The 25,109-nt window shown below is 67.1% G+C and carries 25 protein-coding genes and 1 tRNA gene; 12 read left to right on the top strand and 14 right to left on the bottom strand.

Annotated features, from left to right (window positions below):
- Positions 1-65: 65 nt before the first annotated feature.
- The 7 genes from BZF59_RS13485 to BZF59_RS13515 all read left to right on the top strand — a co-directional run bounded on the left by BZF59_RS13485 (position 66) and on the right by BZF59_RS13515 (position 7,009).
- Positions 66-938: a cobalamin B12-binding domain-containing protein gene (locus BZF59_RS13485; protein ID WP_086608766.1), complete on the top strand. Its 873-nt coding sequence runs from the start codon at positions 66-68 to the stop codon at positions 936-938.
- Between the two features lie 13 nt (positions 939-951).
- A complete protein-coding gene (ppsR, locus tag BZF59_RS13490; RefSeq protein ID WP_086608767.1) occupies positions 952-2,373 on the top strand; it encodes a transcriptional regulator PpsR in 1,422 nt (473 codons plus the stop codon).
- A gap of 303 nt (positions 2,374-2,676) precedes the next feature.
- Positions 2,677-3,609, top strand: coding sequence for a chlorophyll synthase ChlG (gene chlG, locus BZF59_RS13495; protein WP_425429580.1), 933 nt, complete (start codon positions 2,677-2,679; stop codon positions 3,607-3,609).
- Entirely contained in the window at positions 3,609-4,967 is a 1,359-nt protein-coding gene (locus BZF59_RS13500) for a BCD family MFS transporter (protein ID WP_086608768.1), read from the top strand. The genes chlG and BZF59_RS13500 overlap by 1 nt, the downstream gene beginning before the upstream one ends.
- Positions 4,964-6,157, top strand: coding sequence for a geranylgeranyl diphosphate reductase (locus tag BZF59_RS13505; protein WP_086608769.1), 1,194 nt, complete (start codon positions 4,964-4,966; stop codon positions 6,155-6,157). Before BZF59_RS13500 ends, BZF59_RS13505 begins: the two co-directional genes overlap by 4 nt.
- Positions 6,158-6,211: 54 nt before the next feature.
- Positions 6,212-6,694 (top strand): TspO/MBR family protein, encoded by a 483-nt coding sequence (locus tag BZF59_RS13510; protein ID WP_211277401.1) that lies wholly within the window; start codon positions 6,212-6,214, stop codon positions 6,692-6,694.
- A 21-nt stretch (positions 6,695-6,715) separates the two neighbouring features.
- Positions 6,716-7,009 (top strand): hypothetical protein, encoded by a 294-nt coding sequence (locus tag BZF59_RS13515; protein ID WP_245806159.1) that lies wholly within the window; start codon positions 6,716-6,718, stop codon positions 7,007-7,009.
- A gap of 102 nt (positions 7,010-7,111) precedes the next feature.
- Here the strand turns inward: BZF59_RS13515 and pufM are convergent, their stop codons facing one another.
- From pufM to BZF59_RS13560, 9 genes are all read right to left on the bottom strand, one after another.
- Positions 7,112-8,083, bottom strand: a complete 972-nt coding sequence (gene pufM, locus BZF59_RS13520) for a photosynthetic reaction center subunit M (RefSeq protein WP_086608770.1) — start codon at positions 8,081-8,083, stop codon at positions 7,112-7,114.
- A gap of 14 nt (positions 8,084-8,097) precedes the next feature.
- Positions 8,098-8,922, bottom strand: a complete 825-nt coding sequence (gene pufL, locus BZF59_RS13525) for a photosynthetic reaction center subunit L (protein ID WP_086608771.1) — start codon at positions 8,920-8,922, stop codon at positions 8,098-8,100.
- A 97-nt stretch (positions 8,923-9,019) separates the two neighbouring features.
- Entirely contained in the window at positions 9,020-9,205 is a 186-nt protein-coding gene (pufA, locus tag BZF59_RS13530; protein WP_086608772.1) for a light-harvesting antenna LH1, alpha subunit, read from the bottom strand.
- Positions 9,206-9,298: 93 nt separating this feature from the next.
- Positions 9,299-9,448: a light-harvesting antenna LH1, beta subunit gene (gene pufB / locus BZF59_RS13535; protein WP_086608773.1), complete on the bottom strand. Its 150-nt coding sequence runs from the start codon at positions 9,446-9,448 to the stop codon at positions 9,299-9,301.
- 174 nt (positions 9,449-9,622) lie between these two features.
- Positions 9,623-11,068, bottom strand: coding sequence for a chlorophyllide a reductase subunit Z (gene bchZ / locus BZF59_RS13540; protein WP_086608774.1), 1,446 nt, complete (start codon positions 11,066-11,068; stop codon positions 9,623-9,625).
- Positions 11,065-12,612, bottom strand: a complete 1,548-nt coding sequence (gene bchY, locus BZF59_RS13545; RefSeq protein ID WP_086608775.1) for a chlorophyllide a reductase subunit Y — start codon at positions 12,610-12,612, stop codon at positions 11,065-11,067. The genes bchZ and bchY overlap by 4 nt, the downstream gene beginning before the upstream one ends.
- Positions 12,609-13,598: a chlorophyllide a reductase iron protein subunit X gene (locus BZF59_RS13550; protein ID WP_086609217.1), complete on the bottom strand. Its 990-nt coding sequence runs from the start codon at positions 13,596-13,598 to the stop codon at positions 12,609-12,611. The genes bchY and BZF59_RS13550 overlap by 4 nt, the downstream gene beginning before the upstream one ends.
- Positions 13,598-14,545, bottom strand: a complete 948-nt coding sequence (gene bchC / locus BZF59_RS13555) for a chlorophyll synthesis pathway protein BchC (RefSeq protein ID WP_086608776.1) — start codon at positions 14,543-14,545, stop codon at positions 13,598-13,600. Before bchC ends, BZF59_RS13550 begins: the two co-directional genes overlap by 1 nt.
- A gap of 125 nt (positions 14,546-14,670) precedes the next feature.
- Positions 14,671-15,795 carry a methyltransferase gene (locus BZF59_RS13560; RefSeq protein ID WP_086608777.1) on the bottom strand — a complete coding sequence of 375 codons (1,125 nt, stop codon included), beginning with the start codon at positions 15,793-15,795 and terminating at the stop codon, positions 14,671-14,673.
- Positions 15,796-15,893: 98 nt separating this feature from the next.
- Between BZF59_RS13560 and crtD the strand changes: the two genes are divergently transcribed.
- The gene (crtD, locus tag BZF59_RS13565; protein ID WP_086608778.1) at positions 15,894-17,456 is read left to right on the top strand and encodes a 1-hydroxycarotenoid 3,4-desaturase CrtD; all 1,563 of its coding nucleotides are present in this window, start codon (positions 15,894-15,896) and stop codon (positions 17,454-17,456) included.
- Between the two features lie 23 nt (positions 17,457-17,479).
- Complete coding sequence (locus BZF59_RS13570; protein ID WP_086608779.1) at positions 17,480-18,295, top strand: hydroxyneurosporene dehydrogenase; 816 nt, start codon at positions 17,480-17,482, stop codon at positions 18,293-18,295.
- Between the two features lie 58 nt (positions 18,296-18,353).
- On the opposite strand, the gene BZF59_RS13575 is transcribed toward BZF59_RS13570, so the two are convergent.
- Positions 18,354-18,444 (bottom strand) — tRNA-Ser (locus BZF59_RS13575).
- A gap of 278 nt (positions 18,445-18,722) precedes the next feature.
- Between BZF59_RS13575 and BZF59_RS13580 the strand changes: the two genes are divergently transcribed.
- From BZF59_RS13580 to BZF59_RS13590, 3 genes are read left to right on the top strand one after another with little or no spacing between them, the layout of a single operon-like run.
- On the top strand, positions 18,723-19,544 hold the full coding sequence (locus BZF59_RS13580) for a DUF1134 domain-containing protein (RefSeq protein WP_086608780.1): 822 nt from the start codon (positions 18,723-18,725) through the stop codon (positions 19,542-19,544).
- Between the two features lie 60 nt (positions 19,545-19,604).
- A complete protein-coding gene (locus tag BZF59_RS13585; RefSeq protein WP_086609218.1) occupies positions 19,605-20,783 on the top strand; it encodes an amino acid aminotransferase in 1,179 nt (392 codons plus the stop codon).
- A 13-nt stretch (positions 20,784-20,796) separates the two neighbouring features.
- Positions 20,797-21,342 (top strand): GNAT family N-acetyltransferase, encoded by a 546-nt coding sequence (locus BZF59_RS13590; RefSeq protein WP_086608781.1) that lies wholly within the window; start codon positions 20,797-20,799, stop codon positions 21,340-21,342.
- Here BZF59_RS13590 and BZF59_RS16265 read toward each other — a convergent pair.
- Genes BZF59_RS16265 through bchI form a run of 4 tightly spaced genes read right to left on the bottom strand, consistent with a single transcriptional unit; the run spans position 21,339 to position 25,105 of the window.
- Positions 21,339-21,506, bottom strand: coding sequence for a hypothetical protein (locus BZF59_RS16265; RefSeq protein ID WP_158094327.1), 168 nt, complete (start codon positions 21,504-21,506; stop codon positions 21,339-21,341). The two genes, BZF59_RS13590 and BZF59_RS16265, sit on opposite strands and share 4 nt — an antisense overlap.
- A 10-nt stretch (positions 21,507-21,516) precedes the next feature.
- Complete coding sequence (gene bchO / locus BZF59_RS13595) at positions 21,517-22,389, bottom strand: alpha/beta fold hydrolase BchO (RefSeq protein ID WP_086608782.1); 873 nt, start codon at positions 22,387-22,389, stop codon at positions 21,517-21,519.
- Positions 22,386-24,107, bottom strand: a complete 1,722-nt coding sequence (locus tag BZF59_RS13600; RefSeq protein ID WP_086608783.1) for a magnesium chelatase subunit D — start codon at positions 24,105-24,107, stop codon at positions 22,386-22,388. Before BZF59_RS13600 ends, bchO begins: the two co-directional genes overlap by 4 nt.
- Positions 24,104-25,105 carry a magnesium chelatase ATPase subunit I gene (gene bchI, locus BZF59_RS13605; protein WP_086608784.1) on the bottom strand — a complete coding sequence of 334 codons (1,002 nt, stop codon included), beginning with the start codon at positions 25,103-25,105 and terminating at the stop codon, positions 24,104-24,106. The genes BZF59_RS13600 and bchI overlap by 4 nt, the downstream gene beginning before the upstream one ends.
- Positions 25,106-25,109: the final 4 nt, after the last annotated feature.

The following is a 25,109-nucleotide window of genomic DNA, read 5'->3' on the forward strand; positions in this document are numbered from 1 at the left end:
CTGCGGAGGGTTCGTCCGCAAGACCTGGGAGGGTTCGACGAATGGCAGATTCCAAGGCTTCCGGGATGTTTGGTGCAGGTTCGGCCGTGCTGCGCGGCGTAATCACCGCCCCGCTCGAACGCGTGCGCCGCCTCAACGTCGCTGCCGATTGCGACCAGAACGACTCGGTCAACAGCGTCATCGAAAACGAGATCATCCCGCGCCTGCTTATGGCCCACTCCGGGACCGAACAGCGGACCAAGTCGCGCCTGCTGCGCTCCATCACCCCCGAAGATGCCTCGCGCTTCGCCATGCTGCCCTTGCAGCTGGAAGCGGCCAATCTGCTCGAAGAGGTTGACGGTTTCATCGCCAAGGGCGCCTCGGTCGAATCCATCTGCCTCGATCTGCTCGCCCCGGCGGCGCGCAAGCTGGGCGAGATGTGGGAAAGCGACGAGTGCGATTTTCTCGATGTTACAATGGGTTTGTGGCGCCTTCAGGAAGTGATGCGCGAAGTTGCCGCACGCTCCCCGGTCGAACATGGTGGCCTTGCCACCCCGCGCAGCGCGTTGTTCTCACCCATGCCGGGCGATCACCACAATTTCGGCACGCTGATGATTGAGGAAGTGTTCGCGCGCGGCGGCTGGCGGAGCGAGGCGCTGGTCAAGCCTGAACGCCGCGAACTGCTCGATCGGCTGGCGCGCCAGCCCTTCGATCTGCTCGGATTGACGCTCGCACGCGATTGTCCTAGCTCGGCCCTCGCTAACCTTATCAAGGCGGTGCGCAACGTATCGGCCAACCCTCATATCACCGTACTTGTCGGCGGACGAATGATCAACGAAAACCCGGGGATTGCGGTGGAAGTGGGGGCGGATGGAACGGGCGCTGATGCGCTGGCCGCGCTCGAACTGGCCAACTCACTCGTGAAGGCTGTCGCACCCAGCGATCTGAACCTCGGGTAGGTTCGGCCAGCTCATGCTCACCCGAAAGCACAGCATCGAAGGCAAGCACCCGTTTGGACGGGCAGCAGAGCTGTTCGACACGCTCGATGCCGACGCGGCGATGAAGCTGGCGATGGTCGCGGGCGATATCACGCTGGTGCTCGACGACACCGGAACGATCCTCGACGCGGCCTTCGATCCGCGCGATTTCCCCAGCTTTTCCAATTTGGTGGGCACCAACTGGATCGAGACCGTCACTGACGAATCCCGCCCCAAGATCATGGAAATGCTCGCCGCCGCCCGCAAGGGCGAGGTGCAGCACTGGCGGCAGGTCAACCACCCCTCGCGCGATGGCGACGTGCCGATCCGCTATGCCGTGCTCAGCGTCAACGGGGGTGAGCACCGCATCGCCTTTGGCCGCGATCTGCGCGAAGCGGGCAAGCTTCAGCAGCGTTTGCTGCAAGTCCAGCAGTCGCTGGAGCGCGATTATCTCAGGATGCGCCAGCTCGAAGCGCGCTACCGGATGCTGTTCGAACGGTCGACCGAGCCGGTCATGATCGTCGAGGCCGGGACGCTGCGCATTCGCGAGGCGAACCCCGCCGCGCATGTGCTGGTGGGCGCGAGGCCGGGCGGGTTGCCGGGCAAGAAGCTGCTGACATTCATCGACAAAAACTCGCACGACGCCGTGCAGTCGCTGGTCGGCGCGGCGCTGGTGTCCGACACCGTCAGCCCGGGCCGCATTCGCATCGCCCGCGGTTCGCGCGAGGTCATGGCCTCGATCAGCGGCTTTACCCAGGACCGCGGCCAGTTCCTGCTGGCGCGCCTTGTGCCGGCGAGCGATCGTCCGGGCGCGGACTTTTCCCCCGTTCTCGCGCTGGTCGACCAGATGCCCGATGCCTTCGTGGTGGCCGACAGCAACCTCGAAATCGTCACCGCCAACGCCGCCTTCGTCGAGATGTTGCAGGCCGCCAGCGTCGATCAGTTGCGCGGGCGCCACCTGTCGGAATCGATCGGGCGGCCGGGGATCGATCTCGATTTGATCGAAGGCCAGATCGACCAGCATGGCGCGGCCCGCAATGTTGCGACAGTGCTGCGCGTGGGCCATGACATTGAAGGCGAACCGGTTGAATTATCAGCGGTTCGTACCTCGGGCGAGGATGGCTACTATGCCTTCGTGATCCGCCCCATCGGCCGCCGCCTGCGCGATCTGCCGCCGGGTCAGCAGGATCTGCCACGCTCGGTCGAGCAGCTCACCGAACTGGTCGGACGGATGAGCCTGAAGGACATCGTGCGCGAGAGCACCGACCTGATCGAGCGGTTGTGCATCGAGGCGGCGCTCAGCTACACCTCCGACAACCGCGCCTCTGCGGCGGAAATCCTTGGCCTGTCGCGGCAGAGCCTCTATTCCAAGCTGCACCGCTACGGCCTCGGCAACCTGGCTGGCGGGGACGAGTGATCGGCGGCCGATAGCCCGAAGGCCGGCCACAGCGGCGCTGTCGCTCATGTCCCAAGTGACGCAACGACCCTCCGATGAATCGACAATGACCGGGGCACGCCCCCGACCCGACATCAGCCTGACAGCGACCTGACCTGTTGCCGCGCGCAGTCCGCCGAAAGCCCAACTGTCCAATCCCCGAATATGTCCCAAATGGACATGGCTTGGTCACAAAGCCGATTCTGAACGACAAAATCGTGGTCTACCGGAATTAAAGTGTCAAAACAATTTGACGCTTATGCCTGTCAGGCATAGCCTCAATATATGGAGCACTCGGTTTCTTCGACTCGCGTCGTGCCTCCTCCGGCACCGCCCACTGGATCGCATCGCCGACCGGCTCCTCGCGATGTGCTCGAGCTGCTCAAGCCGATCACCTGGTTCCCGCCGATGTGGGCCTTCATGTGCGGCGCCGTGTCTTCGGGCGCGGGGCTGGAGGGCCGCTGGTGGTTTGTGGCCGGGGGCGTGCTGCTGGCCGGACCGCTGGTGTGCGGCACCAGCCAAGCGGTCAACGACTGGTTCGACCGCCATGTCGACGCGATCAACGAGCCGGATCGCCCGATCCCCTCGGGCCGGATTCCGGGACGCTGGGGGCTCTATATCGCGATTATCGCCACGCTGATCTCGGCCGGCATCGGTTGGCTGCTCGGCCCGCTGGTGTTCATCGCCGGGCTGGTCGGCCTTGCTTTTGCCTGGGCCTATTCGGCCCCGCCGCTGCGGTTCAAGGCCCATGGTTGGCTTGGCCCGCTGGTGTGCGGGCTGACCTATGAAGGGCTGAGCTGGTTCACCGGCGCGGCGGTGATGCTGGGCGCGATGCCCTCGGGTGAGGTGATGGCGGTGCTGGTGCTCTATTCGCTCGGCGCGCACGGGATCATGGTGCTCAACGATTTCAAGGCGGTGGAGGGCGACCGGCAGACCGGGATGACCTCGCTGCCAGTGGTGCTCGGGGTGAGCGCGGCAGCGCGGCTCGCCTGCCTCACGATGGCCGCCGCGCAGGTGGTGGTGATCGGCCTGCTGGCGTTCTGGGGCTATGCAATTTCCGCCATGGTCGTCACCGGCGTTCTCGCCGCGCAGATTGCGGCCATGCCGCGGCTGCTGCGCGATCCGGCGAAATATGCGCCATGGTACAATGGCGTCGGCGTAACGCTCTATGTGCTCGGGATGCTGGCGGCGGCACTGGGCCTTGGGGGCTATATCTGATGCACGCGCCGCTCGCCTCGCCGGTCACGGTCAGCCCGGAAGGCTTCGGCTGGCTGGCGATCATCCGCATCGGACTGGTGCAGGCGGCGATCGGCGCATTGGTGATGCTCGCTTCGACCGTGCTCAACCGGGTGATGGTGGTGGAGCTGGGGCTGCTGGCGGCGATCCCCGCAGGGCTGGTGGCGTGGCATTACGGCGTGCAGCTCGCGCGCCCGCTGTGGGGCCATGCCTCCGACAAGGGACGCAGCCGGACGATGTGGATCGTCGGCGGACTTGTGGTGCTGGCGGCGGGCGGATTGCTGGCGACGCAGGCGACGCTGATGATGGAAGCCAGCCTCGGCCCGGCGCTTGCGCTGGCCATATTCGCCTATGCGCTGATCGGCGCGGGCGTGGGTGCGGGCGGAACCTCGGCGCTGGCCCTGCTCGCCAGCGGAGTCGCGCCCGAACGGCGTGCGGCCGCCGCGGCGGTGACATGGACGATGATGGTCGCCGGGATCGTGGTCTCGGCAATCACGGTCGGCCAGCTGCTGAAACCCTTTTCGCCCGAGCGGCTGATGACAGTCGCATCCGGGCTTGCGCTGGTGACGGTGACGCTGACCGTGCTCGCCACTTGGCGGCTGGAGCGGCAGGCGGGGCGCTTTGGCCACGCCGCCGAGGGTGAGGCCGCCCCCGATTTGCGCGCCGCGCTGGCCGAGATCTGGCACGAGACGGCGGCCCGGCGGTTCACGATATTCATCTTCGTTTCGATGATCGCCTTTTCGATGCAGGACCTGATCCTCGAGCCCTTTGCCGGGCTGATCTTCGGACTGACGCCGGGCGAATCGACTCAGATGGGCGGGCAGCATCAGGGCGGCATTCTGATTGGCATGATCCTGACCGGGGTGGGCGGCAGCGCCTTCACTGGCAAGCGCCCCGATGGCCTGCGCGTCTGGGTAATCGGCGGGTGCCTGCTCTCGGCGGTGGGCCTCGCAGCGTTGGGGCTGGCGGCGGTCACTGGACCGCCTTGGCCGCTGGGGCTCAATGTTTTCGTGCTCGGTTTTGGCAACGGGATTTTCGCGGTCGCCGCGATCGGTGCGATGATGGGGCTGGCGGGCGCGGGCAAGACCACGCGCGAAGGTGTGCGCATGGGCGTGTGGGGCGCCTCGCAGGCGATCGCCTTCGGATTGGGCGGATTGCTCGGCGCAGTCGGCGTCGATTTTGCGCGCCATGCACTCGGCGCGGATGGACCGGCGTTCCAGCTGGTCTTCGCCATTGAAGCAATCGCCTTCGTGATCGCCGCCATTCTGGCGGTCAAGGCAACCGGCGGCGCGGCGATGCGCGCCGGCATGATCCAGCAGGACAGGGAGGTGTTCGCATGAACCAGACAATCTACGACGCGGTCGTGATCGGGGGCGGACCTTCGGGCGCGACGGCCGCGACTGACCTTGCGCTGGCCGGCCATTCCGTGCTGCTGATCGAGCGCGGCGGGCGGATCAAGCCCTGCGGCGGCGCGATTCCGCCGCGGCTGCTCGCGGATTTCGACATTCCGCAAAGCTTGCTGGTCGCCAAGGCGCGCTCGGCCCGGATGATCGCGCCGTCTGGCCGGGCGGTCGACATGCCGGTGGGCGAAATCGGCTATGTCGGCATGGTCGACCGCGAGGACTTCGACGAAGCTCTGCGCGAACGCGCCCGCCATTCCGGTGCCGAACGCCTCACCGCGACCTTCGAGAAGATCGAGCGGGACGACAAGCAGCACCCCATTGTTACCTTCCGCCGCTCACGCGGGGGGCCGATCGAAAGCGTGCGCGCCCGCGTGGTGATCGGCGCGGACGGGGCGCGCTCGGCGGTTGCCAAGCAGTGCCTGCCCGGCGCGGAACGCATCCCTTGCGTCTTCGCCTATCACGAGATCATCAAGTCGCCGCCGCGCAACTCCGACCAGTTCGATGCCTCGCGCTGCGACGTCTATTATCAGGGCCGCCTGTCGCCCGATTTCTACGCCTGGGTCTTTCCGCATGGCGAGACCGCGAGCATCGGGGTCGGCAGCGCCAACAAGGGCTTCAGCCTGCGGGGCGCGATCGCCACCATCCGCGACGACTTGGGGCTGGAACGTTGCGAGACGCTGCGGCGCGAAGGTGCGCCGATCCCCTTGAAGCCGCTGAAGCGCTGGGACAACGGCGCGGACGTGATCGTCGCGGGCGATGCCGCGGGCGTCGTCGCGCCGGCTTCGGGCGAAGGGATCTATTATGCCATGGTCGGCGGCCGACTGGTGGGAGAGGCCGCTGCGGCCTTCCTCAAGACCGGCGAGGCCAAGCAGCTTCGCACCGCGCGCAAACGCTTCATGAAGGAGCACGGCAAGGTGTTCTGGGTGCTCGGGATGATGCAGTATTTCTGGTATTCGTCCGACAAGCGCCGCGAACGCTTTGTCACCATGTGCGACGACAAGGACGTGCAGGAGCTGACCTGGCAGGCCTATATGCACAAGAAGCTGGTGCGCGCCAAACCCTTGGCGCACATCAAGATCTTCCTCAAGGACACGGCTCACCTGCTGGGATTGCGCCCCGCGACCTGACGCGGGGATGCAGGGCCATTGCAGGTTGGCGGGCGCGCACCTAAGCTTGCCGTCATGAAGCCGACAATCATCATTCCGGTAGCGGTCGCGACCGTGGCGGCGCTGTGCGTGGCAGCGCTGGGCGCGACGGTGACCGACCTTGGCCCGTGGTATCAGGGTCTTGCCAAGCCTGCGTGGAATCCGCCCGATGTCGTCTTCCCGATGGGATGGACGCTGATCTATGCGCTGATCACCGTGGCCGGGATCACCGCCTGGCGGGCGGCGCGCACCGCGGCGCAGGCGGAATGGGTGATCGCCCTGTTCGCGCTCAACGGCTTTCTCAACATCAGCTGGTCGATCCTGTTCTTCCGTTTCCAGCGCCCCGACTGGGCCTTTTACGAAGTGATCGCGCTGTGGCTGTCGATCCTCGCGATGATCGTGTTTTGCGGACGCTTCTCGAAGAGCGCTGCGGCGCTGCTGGTGCCCTATCTCGTGTGGGTGGGTTTTGCCGCGGCGCTCAACTGGTCGGTGGTCCAGCTCAACGCGCCGTTCGGCTGAGGCCGGGGCGGGGAGGCGGCAGTGGCAATCGAGGGCGTCATCGCATTCCTGTTCGAGCGTGGTCATGCCGCTGACCTCATCCTTGCCGTGCTCGCGGCCGAGGCGCTGTGGCTGGGCGGGCGGCAGAGCTGGAGCGCGCGGGCGATTGCCGGGTTGCTCGGCCCCGCCGCGCTGATCGTGCTGGGCCTGCGCGCAGCGATGGTGGGGGCGGACTGGTGGTGGATCGCGCTGCCACTGGCCGCGTCTTTCCCGCTCCATCTGATGGACCTGCGCACCCGCCTCACCCCCGAACGCCCCGACCGCGCCGATCCCTGATCCTTGAGGGCATAAGAAAACCCGGCCGGGCCTGCGTGGCCCGACCGGGTTTTCTTGTGTCTTCGAAGAGGAAGCCGGGCCGTGGCGGGCCCGGCTGCGCTCTTACTGGCCCGAGGCCGCGCCGATCGCGCCGCTCGGATCGTAGTTCTCGGTCGTCGGAGCGTAGTGGTGCTCCTGCGCCCAGAGGTACCAGTTGTCGACCACGGTGCCGGTCAGCAGGATGCCGATGCCGCCCGTGAGGGTGGTCAGCACTGCGAACCACCAGGCCCAGCGGTGGATCGATTCGAAGGTGGCATTGAAGCCCATCACCCAGCGCCAGAAGATCGCGCCGCGTTCTGCCGCCGTGCCACGGTCGGTGATCTGTTCGATCTCGCGCTCGCCGCCGTAACGGCCGAGTGCCAGGATCGTCGCCCCGTGCATCGCGAACAGCACCGCCGACCCGTAAAGGAAGACGATCGAGAGCGCGTGGAACGGATTGTAGAACAGGTTCCCGTAGACCAGCGAGAAGTTGTTGGTCCAGTCAAGGTGCGGGAAGACGCCGTAGGGCACCGCCTGCGACCAGTCGCCCAGCAGCATCGGACGGATGAAGCCCAGCACCAGGAACAGCCAGATCGCCGAGGCGAAGGCCCAGGGAATGTGCATCCCCATGCCCAGCGCCTTGGCCCGCCGGTAGGTGCGCGCCCACCAGCACAGCACCGAGATCGTCAGGAACGCGCCGGTCATGATGAACCAGCCGCCTTCCCTCAGCGGAACGAAGGGGCTGAACCCGTATTCCGGCCCCGGAGGGGCAAGCGAAAGCCAGAAGAATTCCCGCATGAAAGCCTGCGGGCTCCAGTTGACGTCGGCCGCCATGTTGAGGCCGATGATCATGATCGCGATCCCGCCGAAGCAGATCGAGAGCGTGCCGAGTATGCCCAGATAGACAGGCCCGAACTGCGCCTGACCGATCTTGCCGAGCCAGTAGGTGTGGCCCAGGAACGGGATGCGGATATCTTCCGCTGGCGGGAGGGGGATGCCCATTTCGGGCGGCCCCTGCACCTGCACCTGCGTAAAGATGTTCTGATAAGTCGCCATGATTCAGGTGCTCCTTACGACCAGATCGGGATCTTCTTCCAGAAATCCCAGAATTCGATCCAGCTGCCGACATACAGAGTGCCGGAGATGACGATGCAGATGGCGCTCCAGAACGCTGCGTTCAGCGCAAGGAACAGACCCACCCGGTGAATGCCGAGCGTGCCGACCGAATAGCCGATGAAGTCACGGAAGTAGGTGTCTTCGTATTCGGGCGACTTGACGTCGGTGCCCCCGGTCGGATTGACCGCCGACAACACCAGGCCGCCGTGCAGCGCGAGCGCGAGACAGTTCGTAAAGAAGAACGTGATCGCGAGCATGTGCACAGGGTTGTAGTGGAAGTTGCCGAAGGCGTAGCCGACGCCCGAGACCCACTCGAGGTGCGTCCAGATGCCATAGGGGAAGCCATTGCCCCACGCGCCCATCCACAAGGGACGGATGACGTTGAGCGTGACATAGGCGAACACCGCCACCGCAAAGGCGATCGGCACGTGGTAACTCATGCCGAGCTTGCGGGAGATTTCCGCCTGCCGCAGCACCCACGATGTGAAGGCGATGACGGCGCAGCCGGTGATGATCTGCCAGTAGCCGCCCTCAGCGAGCGGAGCCAGCGACAGGCCGTATTCGACCGGTGGTGGGTTGATCGAGATCAGCCACGGGTTGAGGGTCGGGCCCTGTGTAGCGGCGGCGAAGATCAGCATGGTGCCCAGAAGGGCGCTGATGGCCGTCGTCACTCCAAAGAATCCGACATAAAACGGCCCGACCCAGAAGTCGAAAAGGTCGCCGCCGATTAATGTGCCACCGCGGACGCGGTATTTCCGCTCGAAACTAAGGAGCGCCATAGGTCCATCCTCCCCGCCACAAGGGCGGGTGCTATGAGTTGTTCGACGAGTGTTAGGAGGCAGGCAGGCGAACCTGCCCCCTCACATTTCGTTGCTTCTATCCCTGCGCCGGAGCTTCCGGCGAAGTGACAGCTGCAGCAGCCGGCGCAGCGCCATCTTCCAACCAGTTATAGTTGGTGGTGCTCAGCAGGATGAAGTGGATGGTGAACGCCAGAACGGCGAGACCAACATGCAGCGCCACGAGGGTGCGGCGAATGTCAAAGTAGAACCAAAGTCTCCACATGGTGAATTCCTTTGAAAGTTTGCTTGAATGACACAGGTTCCAGCCAGCGGCCGCGGGGTTAGCCGCGCCGTTTGCCTGGGATCATGTCTTCGATTAGCTCAGCGGCAGCCAGGGCTTGTTGGCCCAGATCAGCGCGTGGGCGACGAGCGCGATCACCACATAGATGGTGAAGGTGCCCATGAAGCCCTTGTGGATTTCCTGAGCCTCTTCAGGGGTCAGGTGAGTTCCGATACGTTCGTTCATCGGGTTTTCTCCGTTCAGTTGGGTGTGAATGAGAGCCCGAAAGCCCCCGTCGGCATCCCCGCGTGATCCCCCACGTGGATTGGAGAGCCCCCTTTTGGATGGGGGCATGGGATGGCGCCGATGCAGGGGTTACCCGCAGCAGCGACAAACTGGTGTGAAGGGCGGTGCGCATCATCATGCTCCCGTTCCTTCGAGCAGTGCCTCGGCGAGGCAATCTGCTGTAACTGTGGTCTCGCCGCGCTGGCGCGCGGTCCGCTCGGCCGCGTCGCGCAAGCGCTTGGCGGCGGAAATGCGGATGAGCACCGGCTGGGCTTCGACAAGCTGGTCGAGCTTGGCCTTGGCGTCATTGTCCCAGGTCAATTGCGCTTCGTTCCGGGCCGGAGTCGCTTCGACCTTGTCCATCTCGGTCCCGAGCGGGAGGATGTGGAACAGCGCATCGAACAGCGCATTGCACACTTCCTGCACCAGATAGGTCGCGCCCGAATAGCCCATGAAGGGCGTGCCCGTGTGGCGACGGATCGCCGCGCCGGGGAAGCTTGCGGGGATGTACATCCCGCGCGCGCCGCACTCGGCCATGTACATGCGCTCGTTATAGCTGCCGAACATCACCAGCGGCGGATTGGCGCGGATCGCGGCGCGAACCTCTTCGTTGACCGGCTTGACGCCTGCGCAGCGCGAGAAGGCGAAGGCGCAGGGCAGGCCCATGTCGTCCTCGAGGAAGTGGCGGATGCCGCGCGCGTAGGTTTCATTGGCGACGATGCCGAAGCTCGCCGTGCCGAAGAAATCCTGCGTGACCGAGCGCCACAGATCCCACAAGGGCTTGATCGTGGTGTGCTTCTCACGCTCGATGAAGGGCTCAGGGTCAAGCCCGAGCTCGGCGGCCAGCGCGCGCAGGAACTTGGTGGTCTGGGTGAGGCCGACGGGCGCCTGAAAATAGGGCCGCTCGAGCGTTTCGCACAGGTTGCGGCCAAACTCGCGATAGAGGCAGACATTGGCGTCCGCCGCGCCCAGCTTGGAAATGTCGGCAAGGTGCGTGCCGAGCGGGAAAACCACGCCGACCTCCGCGCCGATGCCTTCGACCAGACGGCGAATCTCGGCCAGATCGGATGGCATGTTGAACATGCCGTAGCTGGGCCCGATGATGTTCACGACCGGCTTTTCGCCTTCGCGACGCTCGCGTCGCTGCGGCATCTTCTTGGGGCCGAATTCGGTCCACAGCCAGGTCAGCGCGCGGTCGGCGCTCTGCCACTGGTCTTCGTCGATGGTGCGCGGCAGGAACCGCTTGATATTGGTGCCTTCGGGCGTGACGCCGCCGCCGATCATCTCGGCGATCGAGCCGGTGACCACCACGGCGGGCAGCTCGGGATCGAGGGTCTTCCACGCGCGCTTCATCGCGCCTTCGGTGCCGGTCTTGCCGAGCTCTTCCTCGCCCAGGCCGGTGACGACGATGGGGAGTTCATGCGGGGGCAGGGCGTCGGTGTAATGCAGCACCGAGGTGACGGGCAGGTTCTCGCAGCCGACCGGGCCGTCGATGATCACCTGCAGGCCCTTCACCGCGGTGAAGACGTAAGTGGCGCCCCAGTAGCCGCCTGCCCGATCATGGTCGAGGACGAGCGTCATGATCCGATCGCCTCCGATGCCTTGCGCGCGGCCTCGTTGAGGGCGGCGTATTTCTTGCGGAACTTGGGCCGGTCGACGGGAAGCTCTTCCCACACGCCCGCAGCGTGTTCGGTGCCGACGCCCTCGAAGAAATCGCGCATCGCATCGAAGCGCGCCTTGTTGCCCATCGCCGCGTTGATCACGGTCGCGAGGCTGCCTGCGCCCGCAGGGCCCATCAGCGGCCGGGCCGAGATGAGATTGGTGAAGTAGAGCGAGGGGATCGCCTTCGCCTTGGCGTGCTGCACCACCGGCGTCGTGCCGATGGCGAGATCGGGGCGATATTCCTCGACCGCAGCGATGTCCTGTTCAAGGCTGGCGCGGAACTGCACCTGCACGCCGCGCGCTTCGAGCCATTCGCGGTCAGCATCCGACCACTTGGTGCGCGGGCAGGCCGAGCCGACATAGCGCACATCGGCGCCGCTTTCGACCAGCAGGCGGGCGACCAAAAGCTCGGAGCCTTCATAGCCCGAGACGGTAATGCGCCCCTTGATCGGCATGTTGGCAAGCGCGCCCTTGCAGGCGGCGATCATTGCGTCCTTGACGCCATCGACCTTGGCCTGCGGCAAGCCCATCACATCGCCGAGCGATTGCAGCCAGGCGGCGGTGCCGTCCGCGCCCACGGGGGCCGAGCCGATCACCGGGCGGCCCGCGGCTTCGAATTCGCGGATCGAGGCGGTGTAGAAGGGGTGGATCGCGGCGACCACCGCGCAATCGAGCGCAGCATAAAGCTCGCGCCATTCGCGGGTCGGGACGACCGGGCCTGCGGCAAGCCCGAGGGGGGCGAGCATTTGCCCGATCACCACGGGGTCAGCCGGGAACATCTCGCCAAGTAGAGCGACGCTCGGCAGGTCGGTGCGTTCGCGTGGCGCGGCCACGGGGCCAGCCATCACTTCTTCGCGGGCATAGGCGAGCATCGCGCCGGCGAGCACGTCCTTGGCTTCCGCGTGAGTCGGGATGCCGAAGCCCGGTACGTCGATCCCGATGATCCGCACCCCGTTGATCGCCTTGCCCAGCAGCCGCAGCGGCACGCCGCTGGCGGTGGGGACGCACAGGTTGGTGACCACGATCGCGTCGTAATTTTCGGGATCGGCGAGGCCTTCGACCGCTTCCTTGATGTCCTCGAACAACTTGCCGGTGACCAGCGTTTCTGAAGAGAAAGGCACATAGCCCACCGTCCGCCGCGCGCCGTAGAAGTGCGAGGTGAAGGTCAGGCCATAGACGCAGCAGGCCGAACCTGAGAGCACGGTCGCAGTGCGCCGCATTCTCAGGCCCACCCGGAGTGACCCGAACGCGGGGCACATGGATTGGGGCTGATCGTGAGGGCCGACCGGATAGTCGGCTGCATACTGATCGAGGATCTCGCTCTTGCCCGCGGCGCGGGCGGCCTCGTTCATCGTGTCCTTCGACGCGCAGGCGCCCCCTTCGCTCACGGGAGCGGCCGGAGAATCGAGGTCGATCCGGTCAGCAGCGCGCGGGACGGCGTCAAAGGCGTTATGGTCGCTCATGCCTCGTCGTAAATCACTTCGAGCGTGGGCTTCGTCTCGTAGACACCGCCGCGCATGTCGGCCTGAGTCGCGGGAACGAGTTCGACATTGCCGCCGGTCTGGTCGGCGCTGAACAGGCCGAGCAATCCGTCCTGCGTGAGCGGGGTGGGGCGCAGCGGCGGGGCTTCGGCGACGTTGATCGCCAGTTCCTCGAACAGGCTCGCCCATTCGGTGCCGGGGATGCCGATGATCTGGTAATTGGCGCTCTTGCGGCGGATGTCCTCGTTGGCCGGGATTGCGGTGAGTACCGGGATGCCGACCGCTTCGGCAAAGGCCTTGGCCTCGCCGGTGCCGTCATCCTTGTTGACGATCATGCCCGCGACGCCGACATTGCCGCCCATCTTGCGGAAATATTCGACCGCCTGGCAGACGTTGTTGGCGACATAGAGCGATTGCAGGTCGTTCGATCCGACCACGATGACCTTCTGGCACATGTCACGGGCGATCGGCAGGCCGAAGCCGCCGCACACCACGTCGCCGAGGAAATCGAGCAGGACGTAATCGAAGCCCCAGTCATGGAAACCGAGCTTTTCGAGCAGTTCGAAGCCGTGGATGATCCCGCGACCACCGCAGCCGCGCCCGACTTCGGGGCCGCCCAATTCCATCGCGAAGACACCGTCGCGCTGGAAGCACACGTCCTCGATCTTGACCTCTTCTCCGGCCAGTTTCTTGCGGCTGGAGGTTTCGATGATGGTCGGGCAGGACTTGCCGCCGAACAGCAGGCTGGTGGTGTCGCTCTTGGGATCGCAGCCGATCAGCAGCACGCGCTTGCCCTGCTGGGCCATCATGTAGCTGAGGTTGGAAAGCGCGAAGCTCTTGCCGCTGCCGCCCTTGCCGTAGATCGCGATGACCTGCGTTTCGCTCTTCACCTCGCCGGTGTGGACCGGATCGGGCTCGTGGTTCGCTTCCTCGCGAAGGTCGGCGGCCTGGGTATCAAGCACGGACATCAGCATTCGCTCCAATCGAGAACCATCTTCAGGCAATCGGGATCGCTGAAGGCTTGGGGGTAGGCGTCGAGCGCCTCTCCGGCAGGACGCCGGTTGGTGACGAGACCCTTGAGGTCCAGTCGCCCGCATTCGATCAGCGCCCGCGTTTCGGCGAGATCGCCGGGCTGCCATTCGGCGGCGACGCGGAAATGCGCCTCGCGCATGAAGGCAGCGGGGAAGGCGAAGCTGACACGTTCGGAATAGAAGCCTGCCAGCACGATCTCGCCGCCCTTGGCGAGGCGCATGATCAGATCGTCGATCAGGCCCGCATCGCCGCTGGCGTCATAGATGGCGTGATAATCGCGGCGTTCGTCAGCCGCGGGGTCGATCACGTTGTAACCGGCAGCGCCAACGCGGCGGGCGGGGTTGGTTTCCCACACGGTGGGAGCCGCGCCGCCCAGCGCCAGCGTCAGCCGGGCGAGCAGGCGGCCGAGCACGCCGTGGCCGATGATGAGGTCGGGCAGCGATTCGCGGCGGGCGAAGCCGCCCTTGATCGCATGGAGTGCCGTCGCCGCGAGCGCGCACAGCACCCCGGCATCGCCGAGGTGCTCAGGGATCGGCAACGCTCGCGCCGACGGAACGATGACCCGCTGCGCCGTGCCGCCAAACAGGCCGCGCGCATCGGTGTAGCAATTGGCACCGGGGACAAACACCCAGTCGCCGATTCGCCCGCGGGCTTCGGGCCCTGCGTCGACGATCCGGCCAACCGATTCATATCCCGGCACCAGCGGATAGCCGAGGCCCGGGAAGGGCGGCATGCGCCCGGTGAAGAGAAGCTTTTCGGTGCCGGTGCTGATTCCGCTCCAGGCGATCTCCACGAGAACATCCGCCGCTTCGACCGGCTTCATCTCAAGCGCCCGCAGAGCGAGACGCTCCGGTGCTTCGAGGATGACGGCCAGTGTAAGCATTATCTCGGTTCTCCCCCGGGTGGTTTCGAGGCGCGAACGCCGAGTCGAAACACCGCAGCTACGTTCTCCCGACTGTGTGCTACGCCTTACGCATCCAACTGTCAAACAACTTGGACAAGTTGTGCTCAGGCGGTGGCCATGACCACGCTTGCGTTGACCGGTTGCGCGGTTGCGACGAAGCGAGCGCTGGCAAAGCCGGCGGCGCGGCACATGGCCGCAATCTCGGCCGGGCTGCGCGGGCGGCCCGATCCCATCGCCCACAGATAGAGGCCAAAGAAGGCTTCCCCCATCGCCTCGGCCCCCGGGATGCGGGCCATCGGCTCGGCGATCAGCAGCCGCGCGCCGGGGGCGAGGCTGCGACGGATATTGGCGAGCAGGGCAGCGGCGGGCGCATCGTCGTGATCGTGCAGGATCCGGATCAGCGACACCATGTCATAGCCTTGCGGTATGGAATCGCTGAAGAAATCGCCCGGATGCGCGGTCACGCGGGATGCCCCGAGCGCCTCGCCCAGCACCCGGGCCCCGGTTTCGGCGACCTCGGGCAGATCGAATAGGCCAAGCGCCAGATGCGGGTGCGCGGTGCCGATCGCGCGCAGGAAAGCGCCATGCCCGCCGCCGACATCGAGCAGGCGCTGCACATCGCCCAAGCCGACACTCGCCAGCACCTCGTCGGCGACGAAATGCTGGGATGCGGCCATCAGCTCGGAATATTCGGCGGTGTCGGCCCCGCGCTCGGTCGCCCCCTGCAAGGCGCCCGCATAGGTCCAGAAGCGCGACAGCGTGGTCGGATCGGCCCGGTCAGCGCGCAGCAGCGCGATCGGGTCGGCGAGATCGGTGTAGAGCAGGCGGTGATGGCGCACCATCGCCTGGACACCGGGATTGGACGCGAAAACAGCGCCTTGTTCGCCCAGCATCCAGTGATCGGGGGCGGGTTCCTCCGACAGCATCAGTGGGCGGCCGGCGCGCAGCAGGGTTAGTGCGGCGCTTTCGGACAGGCCCATGCGGCTGGCGATATCGGCGGCGGCGAGGGGGCCGTCCTTCAGAATATCGAACAATCCGCCTTCGACATAGGCGCGCAGCACCTGCGAATAGGCAAAGCCTGCCAAGAGGTCGAAGGCCCCCGCCGCGCGGCTTGTCGCAATCCAGCGGATAACCGGCAGGCGCGCGGCCCAGTGCTGGAACCTCGGCGAGGCAAAAACCCGGTTGCGGCGCGCCACATAACCCAGCTTGAAAGCGGCCCACTTGCTCATGAACGGGATGATTGACAGGCCATATGTCTAAATAATTGGACAGATCGCCGCGTAAGGTCAATGATAATCGCGTTGGATCGCAGTCGGGAGGGCGGGTCATGGCGCGAGTCGCCGTCATCGGAGCAGGCATAGGCGGGCTCACCAGCGCCGCGCTGCTGGCGGCTGCAGGGCATGATGTCACCGTGCTCGAGAAAGAGCGCTGGGTCGGCGGCAAGGCGCGGCGCGTGAGCGTGGACGGGGCCGAGATCGATGGCGGGCCCACGGTCTTCACCTACCGCGCGGTCTTCGACGAGGTCTTCGCCGTCTGCGGGGCGCAGATGGAGGATCACGTCACCATCGCCCGTGCCGATGTGATCGCCCGCCACGCCTGGGACGACACCGGCACGCTCGACCTCTATGCTGATCGCGAACGCAGCGTCGCCGCCGTCGGGGAGTTCGCTGGAGCCGAGGCGGGGCGCGGCTATCGCGCCTTTGCCGAGGAGGCGCAGCGCATCTTCGAGGTGCTGGAACAGCCCTTCCTGCGCGGCGGCAAGGCCAGCACGCCGCTGCCGATGATGTGGCGGATCGGCCCCGCGCGGATCGGCGACATGCTGGCGATGCGCCCGTTCGACGGGATGTGGAAGGCGCTGGGCCAGCATTTCCGCGACCCCCGCCTCCAGCAATTGTTCGGGCGTTATGCCACCTATTGCGGCTCCTCCCCCTTCAGCGCGCCCGCCACGCTGATGCTGATCGCCCATGTCGAGGCGCGCGGAGTGTGGCTGATCGAGGGCGGAATCCATGCGCTGGCCAAGGCGCTCGCAACCCTCGCCGAACGGCAGGGCGCGCGGGTGCGCACCACAGCTCCGGTGGCCGAGGTGCTGACCGCAGCCGGAAAGGCCAGCGGCGTCAGGCTGGCAAGCGGCGAGATGATCCCCGCCGATATCGTGATCTGCAACGGTGACCCCGGCGCGCTGGCGACCGGGCGCTTCGGCGAGAGCGCGGCGGGTGCCGTGCCCGCGATCCCGCGCGCCAAGCGCTCGCTCTCGGCGTTGGTCTGGTATGCCCATGCCGACACCGGCGGCGCCTTCAACCTCACCCACCACAACGTCTTCTTCTCGCGCGATTATCCCAAAGAATTCCGCGAGATCGCCGCGGGCCGGACCCCTTCCGAGCCCACCGTCTATGTCTGCGCCATCGACCGCGGCGCCGGCGAGCACGCCGCCCCGCCAACCGGGCGCGAGCGCCTTCAGATCATCGTCAACGCCCCCGCCAATGGAGACGTTCACCACTACACACCCGAGGAGAGAGAGCGATGCACACAGGCCATGATGGCAACGCTGAGTCGTTGCGGACTGAGGCTGGAAGATCCGATGCCGCATCAGCTCATGACGCCCGAGGATTGGGACGGCCTCTTCCCGGCCACGGGCGGCGCCCTTTATGGCAGAGCGTCGCACGGCTGGGCGGCCTCCTTCCAGCGGCAGGGGCCGAAGACCCGGCTCGCCGGTCTCTATTGCACGGGCGGGGCGACCCATCCGGCGGCTGGGGTGCCCATGGCAGCCTTGTCCGGGCAGCTGGCCGCGCGGGTGATCGCGAAGGACCTCGCTTCGATGAGGACATCCCGCCCGGCGGCTATTCCTGGTGGTATGTCGACGCGATCAGCGACGACGGGCAGCACGGGCTGACGATCATCGCGTTCCTCGGGAGCGTGTTCTCACCTTATTACAAGAAGAGCGGGCGGGGCGATCCGCTTGATCATTGCTCGCTCAACGTTGCGCTTTACGGACCCAATGCGCGCTGGGCGATGACCGAGCGCGGCCGCCCGGCCGTTTCGCGCGATGCGAGCAATCTGGTGATCGGGCCGAGTTCCGTGCGCTGGGAGGACGGGGCGCTCACCATCGACATCCATGAAGGCGACACGCGCCTGTTCGTGCCGTGGCAGCGCCCGGTGATTGGCCGGGTGCGGGTCTTCCCCGAGGCGCTCAACCGCGTCGCCTTCGCGCTCGATGCGAGCGAGAATCATATCTGGCACTGCCTCGCCCCGCGTGCGCGGATCGAGGTCGAGATGACCTCGCCCGGCATCCATTGGGGCGGCAAGGCCTATCTCGATCACAACCGCGGTGCCGAGCCGCTGGAGACCGGCTTCAACACCTGGCACTGGTCGCGCGCGCATCTGAAATCCGGCGCGCTGGTCTGTTACGAGGGCGAGCGCGGTGACGGCTCCCTGTTCGCAAGTGCGCTGAGGTTTGACCGTTCGGGCGTGCCCGAGCCGGTCGATCTGCCGCCGATCGCGGGCCTGCCGGACAGCAAGTGGGGCATCGGCCGCCGCACCCGCTCGGACATTGGTGTCGCGGAGGTGCGCCGCACGTGGGAGGACACGCCCTTCTACGCCCGCTCCGAGCTTGCCTCACGCTTTCTGGGCGAGGACGTGGTGGCGGTGCAGGAAAGCCTCGACATGCGGCGCTTCTCCTCCCAGCTGGTGCAGTTCATGCTCCCCTACCGCATGCCGCGCCGCAAGCGCTGAGCGGGCGGGCGGGGCAGGGGTGCCCCGAGGGGCTTGTGCTGATCGCGGGAAGGGCCGGTGGCGGAGACGGAGGGATTCGAACCCTCGGTACCCTGATAGAGTACGGTTCCTTAGCAGGGAACTGGTTTCAGCCACTCACCCACGTCTCCGGGCAACAGCGTTGGCTGCGAGGGCGCGGCTATAGTCGGCACTTGGGCGAGCGGCAAGGTGGCTTGAACAAAAATCGCTCGGCCTGCGGGAGGTCTCTGGCTGCCCCGTATTGAGCGCGCGGTTCGGCGGGGGTTCAGGCGCGCGGGACTAGCGCCGGGAACGGCTCGTCGCGAATCCGATTCGCTCCGGCGACGAGTGGTTGCAGCGCCTTGGCAAAGCGATTCTGGTACGATGCGCAACAATCCGGGGCTGACACGTCGCTGCGAAAGGCCGCAAGATGAGTTTTATGACCGCCCGCTTCTCCCATATGGGTCGCCGCCTCGCCGCGCTCGCGCTGCCGGTGCTGGCCGCGCTGGCGCTGACGGCGCCTGCCGCCGCGCAGGATCTTCAGACCTTCGATCCCGATGCGGCGTATGACCAGCAGAGCGGGGCCGCGCCGAGCGGCGAGATCGATGCCGATCTGGCCGGTCCGCAGACCGCCCCGCCGGTGGCTCCCCAGCCGGCCGAGCCGACTTTCGACAGCACCTTTGATGATTATGATGTTGCCCCCGCAGATGCCACCGCACCGCTGCCAGCCGACACCGCGCCGGTGACCCCTGCCGCCACCACGCAGGGCGCGACCTATGCCGAGGATGACCTGATCGGTGCGGCCGAGGGCGTGTTCGGCAAGGGCGCGGAAGGCCTCGCCAAGCTGATCCAGGACCTGCTCAAGGATCAGGGCGAGCCTAATGGATATATCGTAGGGCGCGAGGCAGGCGGGGCCTTCATCTTCGGCGCACGCTATGGCTCGGGCACGCTGCATCACAAGATCGAGGGGCAGCAGCAGGTCTACTGGACCGGGCCTTCGGTCGGCTTTGATGCCGGGGCCAACGCCGCCAACACCTTTGTGCTGGTCTACAATCTCCACGACACCGAAGAGCTGTTCAAGCGCTTCCCGGCGGGCGAGGGGCAGGCCTATTTCGTCGGCGGGCTCAATGCCAGCTACATGCGCCGGGGCGATGTGGTGCTGATCCCGATCCGGGTCGGCGCGGGGCTGCGGCTCGGGGTCAATGCCGGCTACATGAAGTTCTCCAAGCAGCAGCGCTGGCTGCCTTTCTGAGGCCACCACGCGAAAACCCGGTTGCGGCGGCGCGGCTGGCAGGCCATGTCGCGCGGCATGATGCTTGACCGACTCAGTCCCCAGGCGCCCGATGCGCTGCTCGCCCTGATCCGCCTCCACGCCGCCGATGCGCGCGAGGACAAGATCGACCTCGGCGTCGGCGTTTATCGCACAGAGGATGGCGCGACCCCCGTGTTCGCCGCGATCAAGGCGGCCGAGCAGGCGCTGCTCGATAGCCAGACGTCGAAGTCCTATCTCGGCCCGGAAGGCGACATGGGCTTCGTCAATGCGCTGATGCCCTATATCTTTGGCGCGGGCGATCCGACCATGGGCGGGCGGATTTCGGGGATGCAGACCCCGGGCGGCACCGGCGCGGTGCGCCTCGCGCTGGCGCTGGCGCAGAAGGCGGGCGCGAAGCGCATCCACATGGGCGTGCCGAGCTGGCCCAACCACGCGCAGATCCTCGCCGATCTCGGCATGGAGCTGGTGCCCTTCGACCACGCCAACCACGATGGCACCGCCAACCTCGATGCGGTGCTCGCCGCGATCAACGGCGCCGCCGATGACGAGGCCGTGCTGCTCCACGCTTGCTGCCACAACCCCACGGGCATCGATTACACCGCCGACCAATGGGCCGCGATTGCCGAGGCCTTTGCCGCGTCCGGCACCTTCCCGATCATCGATTCGGCCTATCAGGGCCTCGGCCACGGGATGGAGGAAGACGCCGCCGGGATGCGCAGCGTTCTCGCCGCTGTGCCCGAGGCCTTCGTCGCCTATTCCTGCGACAAGAATTTCGGCCAGTATCGCGACCGCGTCGGCGCGTTCTACGTGATGGCGCGCGAGAGCAGTGCGCTCGACACCGCCTTTTCCAACGCCAATGCGCTGGCCCGCGCGGCATGGTCGATGCCGCCCGATCACGGCGGCGCGGCGGTGCGGATCATCCTGCGCGACCCCGACATGACCGCGCAGTGGCAGGACGAGCTCGACACGATGCGCGCGCGGATGCGCGAGGTGCGCGATGCGCTGGCTGCGGCGGGCACGGCAGGCCGGGTCGATCTGACCCCGCTCGGCACGCAGAACGGCCTGTTCTCGATGCTCCCCATCACCAAGGACGAGGTTGCGACCCTGCGCGAAGAGCACGGGATTTACATGGCCGCTTCCGGCCGGATCAACATCGCCGGGCTGACGCAGGCCAACCTGCCCAAGTTCATCGCCGCGCTGGGCGCGGTCGCAGTCTGAGGAAGGGGCGAGGGTGCTCGATCGCCAACCGGAGCTGGAGGACGAGCATATCCGCCTGCGACCGCTGCGCGAGAGCGACTGGGACGCGCTGTTCGCGGTCGCATCCGACCCGCTGATCTGGGAACAGCATCCGGCGCATGATCGCTGGCAGGAGCCGGTGTTCCGCGCCTTTTTCGACGATGCGCTGGAAGGTGGCGGCGCGCTGGTCGCCATCGACCGCGCGAGCGATGCGGTGATCGGCTCATCCCGCTTTCAGGGGCTGGAGGAAGCAGGCGGCGGATCGATCGAGATCGGCTGGACCTTCCTTGCGCGCTCGCACTGGGGCGGCACCTACAATCACGCGATGAAGCGCCTGATGCTCGCCCATGCGCTCGCCAGCGTGGCCGAGGTGCGGTTTCTGGTGGGGGAGAGCAACCTGCGCTCGCGCCGCGCGCTGGAGCAGATCGGCGCGCAGCTGACCGACCGGCGCGAGGAGCGGATCATGGCGGGCGGCGCGATTATCCCGCATCTCACCTATGTCATCACCCGTGACAGCTTTGCCGCCGGGCCGCTGGCCTAGCCTTCGGGTGGCACAGCTTCGCGCTCGGCGGCTTCCTTGGCGGCCTTTTCGGCGCGGGTCTGCTTGAGTTTGCGGTCCATCGACCAGAACTGCCACGCGCCAAAGCCGATCGCGATGCCGTAGAACAGCGCGATCTCGATCCAGCCGTAATTGCCGCCGTCCATGGCGCGCTCCCTATCCAGTCTCGGCGAGGAAGGCCGCAATCCGCGCGGCGGCTTCGCCGGGCGCTTCCTCATGGGCCAAATGGCCGAGGCCGGGAAGCGGTTCCAGCCGCGCATCGGGAAGCCAACTGGCGGCATCCTTCGCCCAGTCGAGCGGGATCGCGGGATCGTTCATGCCGTGGACCAGCAGCACGGGATTGGCGACCGCGTCCATCCGCGCACGCAGGCCCGGAAGATCCCAGTTCGCCATCATCGCCAGCGCGCCGCCGGCATGGGCGGGGTGCTTGAGCAGCTTGGCGTAACAGGCGAGCCCCTGCCGATCGATCCGCGAATGGGTCGAGCGCCACAGGAAGCGCTCCGCCCCGCCGACGAGATCGATGCTGCGGGTGAAGATGCGCGGCACCAGCGGGTTGACGAACAGCGTTTTGGCGATCGCCGGGAAGATCTGCGCCATCGCGCCGGGGAAGGGGCGCAGCGCCGCGCTGAGGCCGATGATCGGGCCAGTGAATTGGTGGTCGAGCGCCAGTTGCAGCGCGATGGCCGCTCCCGCCGAGTGGCCGATGATCGCGGCGGGCTGAACGTCCAGTTCCCGCAGCAGCGCGGCGATCTCGCGCGCCATCGCGGGCAGGCTCATGGCATAGGCATCGTGCCCGGTGGTGAAGGCGTGGCGCGGCAGATCGGGGGCGATCACGCTGTGGCTCTCGGCCAGCAACGGCATCAGCCCGCGCCAGGAATGGACCGAGGCCCCGGTGCCGTGGAGCAGTAGCAGCGGAGGGCCTTCTCCCATGCGTTGTACGTGCCAACGCTTGCCACCCACGGTGATGAAGTCGCTCGCCTCGCGGTGCGGCCAGATCAGGCCTTCGCGGTGCCAGTCGAGCGCGCTCATGCCGCCCGGGCCGCCCGTGATGGTGGAGCCTGCACGGCGTTGATCGCCGCTTGCAGGATCCGCGCATTGGCGCGGGGCAGGGCGAGGAAACGGCCGCCCAGCGCCTGCGCGAGGCTCGCACCCTCCGGGCCGGGGCGGGCGGAGATATCGATCACCAGACTGTCGATCCCGCGCGCCGCGATGGCCTTGGCGGCGGTCTCGGCGTCCTTGGCAGCCTGCGGGCGACCGGGGGAGCCGTCGACGGCGATATTGGCGCGCCCGTCGGTGAGGATCACCAGCGCGGCGCTGCGCCCCTTGGCGATGACGGCCTCTGCCACCTCGCGCGCGGCATTGAGGCCCAGCGCAAGCGGGGTGCCGCCGCCACCGGGCAGTTCCGCCAGCGTGCGGCGTGCGCGGGTGAGGCTGCGGGTGGCGGGCAGGATCAGCTCGGCGGTGGTGCCGCGAAAGGCGACCAGCGCGACCTCGGAGCGGGTGACGTAGGCTTGGCCCAGCATCAGCTCGACCGCGCCCTTGGCCTCGGCCAGCCGCGCCGCCGCCGCCGAGCCGCTGGCGTCGACTGCGAAGATCGTGACCCGCGCGGCGCGCTCTTCGAAGCGGCGGATGCGCAGGTCTTCCTTGCGCATGATGATTGGCGCGTCGGGGTCTGCGCCCTTCTCTCTGCGGCGCACCGCCTGCCACGGCACCGCGGCGCGCAGGGAATCGATCAGCGCCAGCTTGTGGCCCCCACGCGGCATTCCGGGGCGCGCGCCCAGCGGTTTGCCGCGCGTCACCGCCTTGCGTTTCTGCCCGGTGCCGCTCGAGGATGAACGGCGCGGGGCCTTGCCTTGGGCAAGCTGCTCCAGCAGCCCCGCCGGGATCGCGGCCCGCGCGGCTTCGACCAGGATGTCGGAGAGGTCGGGTTCCTGCTGCTGCCGGTCGCTGTCGGACGGGTCGTCGCGCTCGCCATCGGGGGGCGGGGGCGGTTCTTCGGGCGGCGGGGCATCCTGTTCCTGCGGCGGCAGGCGGGTGGCGCGGGGCGCGAGGACGAGGCGCACGGCGCCAGACAGGTCCGCCTTCTCTGCCGCATCCCGCCCCGCCAGCGCCGCCAGCCCGCGCGCGGCCTCTCCGGCGAAGATCAGCGCGCGCAAGCTTTCCACCCCCAGCGCCTCGGCTGTGGCGGCCAGTGCGCGCAGGTCAGCGTCAGCGAGGGGTGCGACATCGGCGAGGGAGCCTGCCGCTGGGGCAAGCTCCACGCCCTGCCAGCGGCGCGAGGCGCAAAGGTCGCAGGCAAAGGCGAGGCGCTCGGTCAGGCTCGCAGGCGGAGCATCGTCGGATTCGACCGCGTCGTCGAGCAGCACCAGCGCGGTCTGTCCCTCGTCGAGCGGGTCGTCGAGCGCTTGTGCCAGCCGCCCCGCGACACCCGCCTCCATCCGCTCGGCCATGCCGGCGATCAGGGCCCCGCCGCGCGCCTCCTCGATCAACCCGGTCTGGCGGATTGGTTTGCCTGCCGAAAGGCTCGCGGCAAGGTCGATCCCGCCCAGCAGCCGCTCGTCATCAACATGGCCGGGCAGGCGGCGCAGCGGAATCGCCTCGGCCAGAGCCGCCCCCAGCGCCTCGCGCGCCGGGCTGCTCCCGCGCAGGGTCAGGCCCTTGAAGACGCTCGGTGCAAGGACAAACAGCCGCGCCGCCAGCACCGCATCGTCGAGCGGGTCGGCGGCGGCGGCGGGCGGCGTCGTCATCCGAACAGCTCGGCCATCGCCCGGTTGATGCGCGTGGTGGAGCCGGTCTCGTCGAGCACGTCGCGCCGCAGCCGGTGGCGCAGCGCGGAGGGGGCGATGGCGATCAGATGCTTGCGGGTGACGGCTCGGGCCCCCTCCAGCGCCGCCAGCGCGCGAGCGGCGCGCATCAGGGTCAGCTCGCCGCGCAGACCATCCGCGCCCACCGCAAGGCACAGGTTGGCGGCATCGCGCAGCACGTCATCGCCGGGGGTCAGCTTGGGCAACTTCGCCTTGCCCTTGGCCACGCGCTTGAGGATCGCCTCGTCCTCGCCCGCCCAGCGCGCGGCGAAGCCTTCGGGGTCAGCCTCGTTCTCGGCGACCAGCTTCATGATCGCAATGCGGGTCTCAATGTCCTTGGGCGTGCGCACCTCGACCGAAAGCCCGAAGCGGTCGAGCAGCTGCGGGCGCAACTCGCCCTCTTCGGGGTTGCCGCTGCCGATCAGTACGAACTTGGCCGGGTGGCGCACCGAAAGCCCTTCACGCTCGACCACGTTCTCGCCCGAGGCGGCGACATCGAGCAGCAGGTCGACCAGATGGTCTTCGAGCAGATTGATCTCGTCGATATAGAGGAACCCGCGATGGGCCTTGGCGAGCAGGCCGGGCTCGAACGCCTTCTCGCCCGACCGCAGCGCGCGCTCCAGATCAAGGCTGCCGATCACCCGGTCCTCGGTCGCGCCCAGCGGCATGTCGACGAAGGGGACGGCGCGCTTCACCAGCTTGCCCTGTCCGCAGACCTCGGGATAGCGCGCCTGATCTTCTTTCGAGGCGCCATAGGGGCAGCCGTCTGCCGCCATGATCGGCGGCAGCAGCCCGGCGAGCGCGCGCGCGGCGGTGCTCTTGCCCGTGCCGCGGTCGCCGAACACCATCACGCCGCCGATCGAAGGGTCCACTGCCGCGATCAGCAGCGCCTGTTTCATCTCGTCCTGACCGACGATTGCGGAGAAGGGGAAGCGTGCCATGTCG

Source organism: Erythrobacter donghaensis (assembly GCF_002155425.1).
GTDB lineage: Bacteria > Pseudomonadota > Alphaproteobacteria > Sphingomonadales > Sphingomonadaceae > Erythrobacter > Erythrobacter donghaensis.

Coding starts and splice junctions, on each gene's coding strand:
- BZF59_RS13485 (WP_086608766.1), top strand. CDS start 66: ATGTTTGGTGCAGGTTCGGCCGTGCTGCGCGGCGTAATCACCGCCCCG.
- ppsR (WP_086608767.1), top strand. CDS start 952: ATGCTCACCCGAAAGCACAGCATCGAAGGCAAGCACCCGTTTGGACGG.
- chlG (WP_425429580.1), top strand. CDS start 2,677: ATGGAGCACTCGGTTTCTTCGACTCGCGTCGTGCCTCCTCCGGCACCG.
- BZF59_RS13500 (WP_086608768.1), top strand. CDS start 3,609: ATGCACGCGCCGCTCGCCTCGCCGGTCACGGTCAGCCCGGAAGGCTTC.
- BZF59_RS13505 (WP_086608769.1), top strand. CDS start 4,964: ATGAACCAGACAATCTACGACGCGGTCGTGATCGGGGGCGGACCTTCG.
- BZF59_RS13510 (WP_211277401.1), top strand. CDS start 6,212: ATGAAGCCGACAATCATCATTCCGGTAGCGGTCGCGACCGTGGCGGCG.
- pufM (WP_086608770.1), bottom strand. CDS start 8,083: ATGGCGACTTATCAGAACATCTTTACGCAGGTGCAGGTGCAGGGGCCG.
- pufL (WP_086608771.1), bottom strand. CDS start 8,922: ATGGCGCTCCTTAGTTTCGAGCGGAAATACCGCGTCCGCGGTGGCACA.
- pufA (WP_086608772.1), bottom strand. CDS start 9,205: ATGTGGAGACTTTGGTTCTACTTTGACATTCGCCGCACCCTCGTGGCG.
- pufB (WP_086608773.1), bottom strand. CDS start 9,448: ATGAACGAACGTATCGGAACTCACCTGACCCCTGAAGAGGCTCAGGAA.
- bchZ (WP_086608774.1), bottom strand. CDS start 11,068: ATGACGCTCGTCCTCGACCATGATCGGGCAGGCGGCTACTGGGGCGCC.
- bchY (WP_086608775.1), bottom strand. CDS start 12,612: ATGAGCGACCATAACGCCTTTGACGCCGTCCCGCGCGCTGCTGACCGG.
- BZF59_RS13550 (WP_086609217.1), bottom strand. CDS start 13,598: ATGTCCGTGCTTGATACCCAGGCCGCCGACCTTCGCGAGGAAGCGAAC.
- bchC (WP_086608776.1), bottom strand. CDS start 14,545: ATGCTTACACTGGCCGTCATCCTCGAAGCACCGGAGCGTCTCGCTCTG.
- BZF59_RS13560 (WP_086608777.1), bottom strand. CDS start 15,795: ATGAGCAAGTGGGCCGCTTTCAAGCTGGGTTATGTGGCGCGCCGCAAC.
- crtD (WP_086608778.1), top strand. CDS start 15,894: ATGGCGCGAGTCGCCGTCATCGGAGCAGGCATAGGCGGGCTCACCAGC.
- BZF59_RS13580 (WP_086608780.1), top strand. CDS start 18,723: ATGAGTTTTATGACCGCCCGCTTCTCCCATATGGGTCGCCGCCTCGCC.
- BZF59_RS13585 (WP_086609218.1), top strand. CDS start 19,605: ATGCTTGACCGACTCAGTCCCCAGGCGCCCGATGCGCTGCTCGCCCTG.
- BZF59_RS16265 (WP_158094327.1), bottom strand. CDS start 21,506: ATGGACGGCGGCAATTACGGCTGGATCGAGATCGCGCTGTTCTACGGC.
- bchO (WP_086608782.1), bottom strand. CDS start 22,389: ATGAGCGCGCTCGACTGGCACCGCGAAGGCCTGATCTGGCCGCACCGC.
- BZF59_RS13600 (WP_086608783.1), bottom strand. CDS start 24,107: ATGACGACGCCGCCCGCCGCCGCCGCCGACCCGCTCGACGATGCGGTG.
- bchI (WP_086608784.1), bottom strand. CDS start 25,105: ATGGCACGCTTCCCCTTCTCCGCAATCGTCGGTCAGGACGAGATGAAA.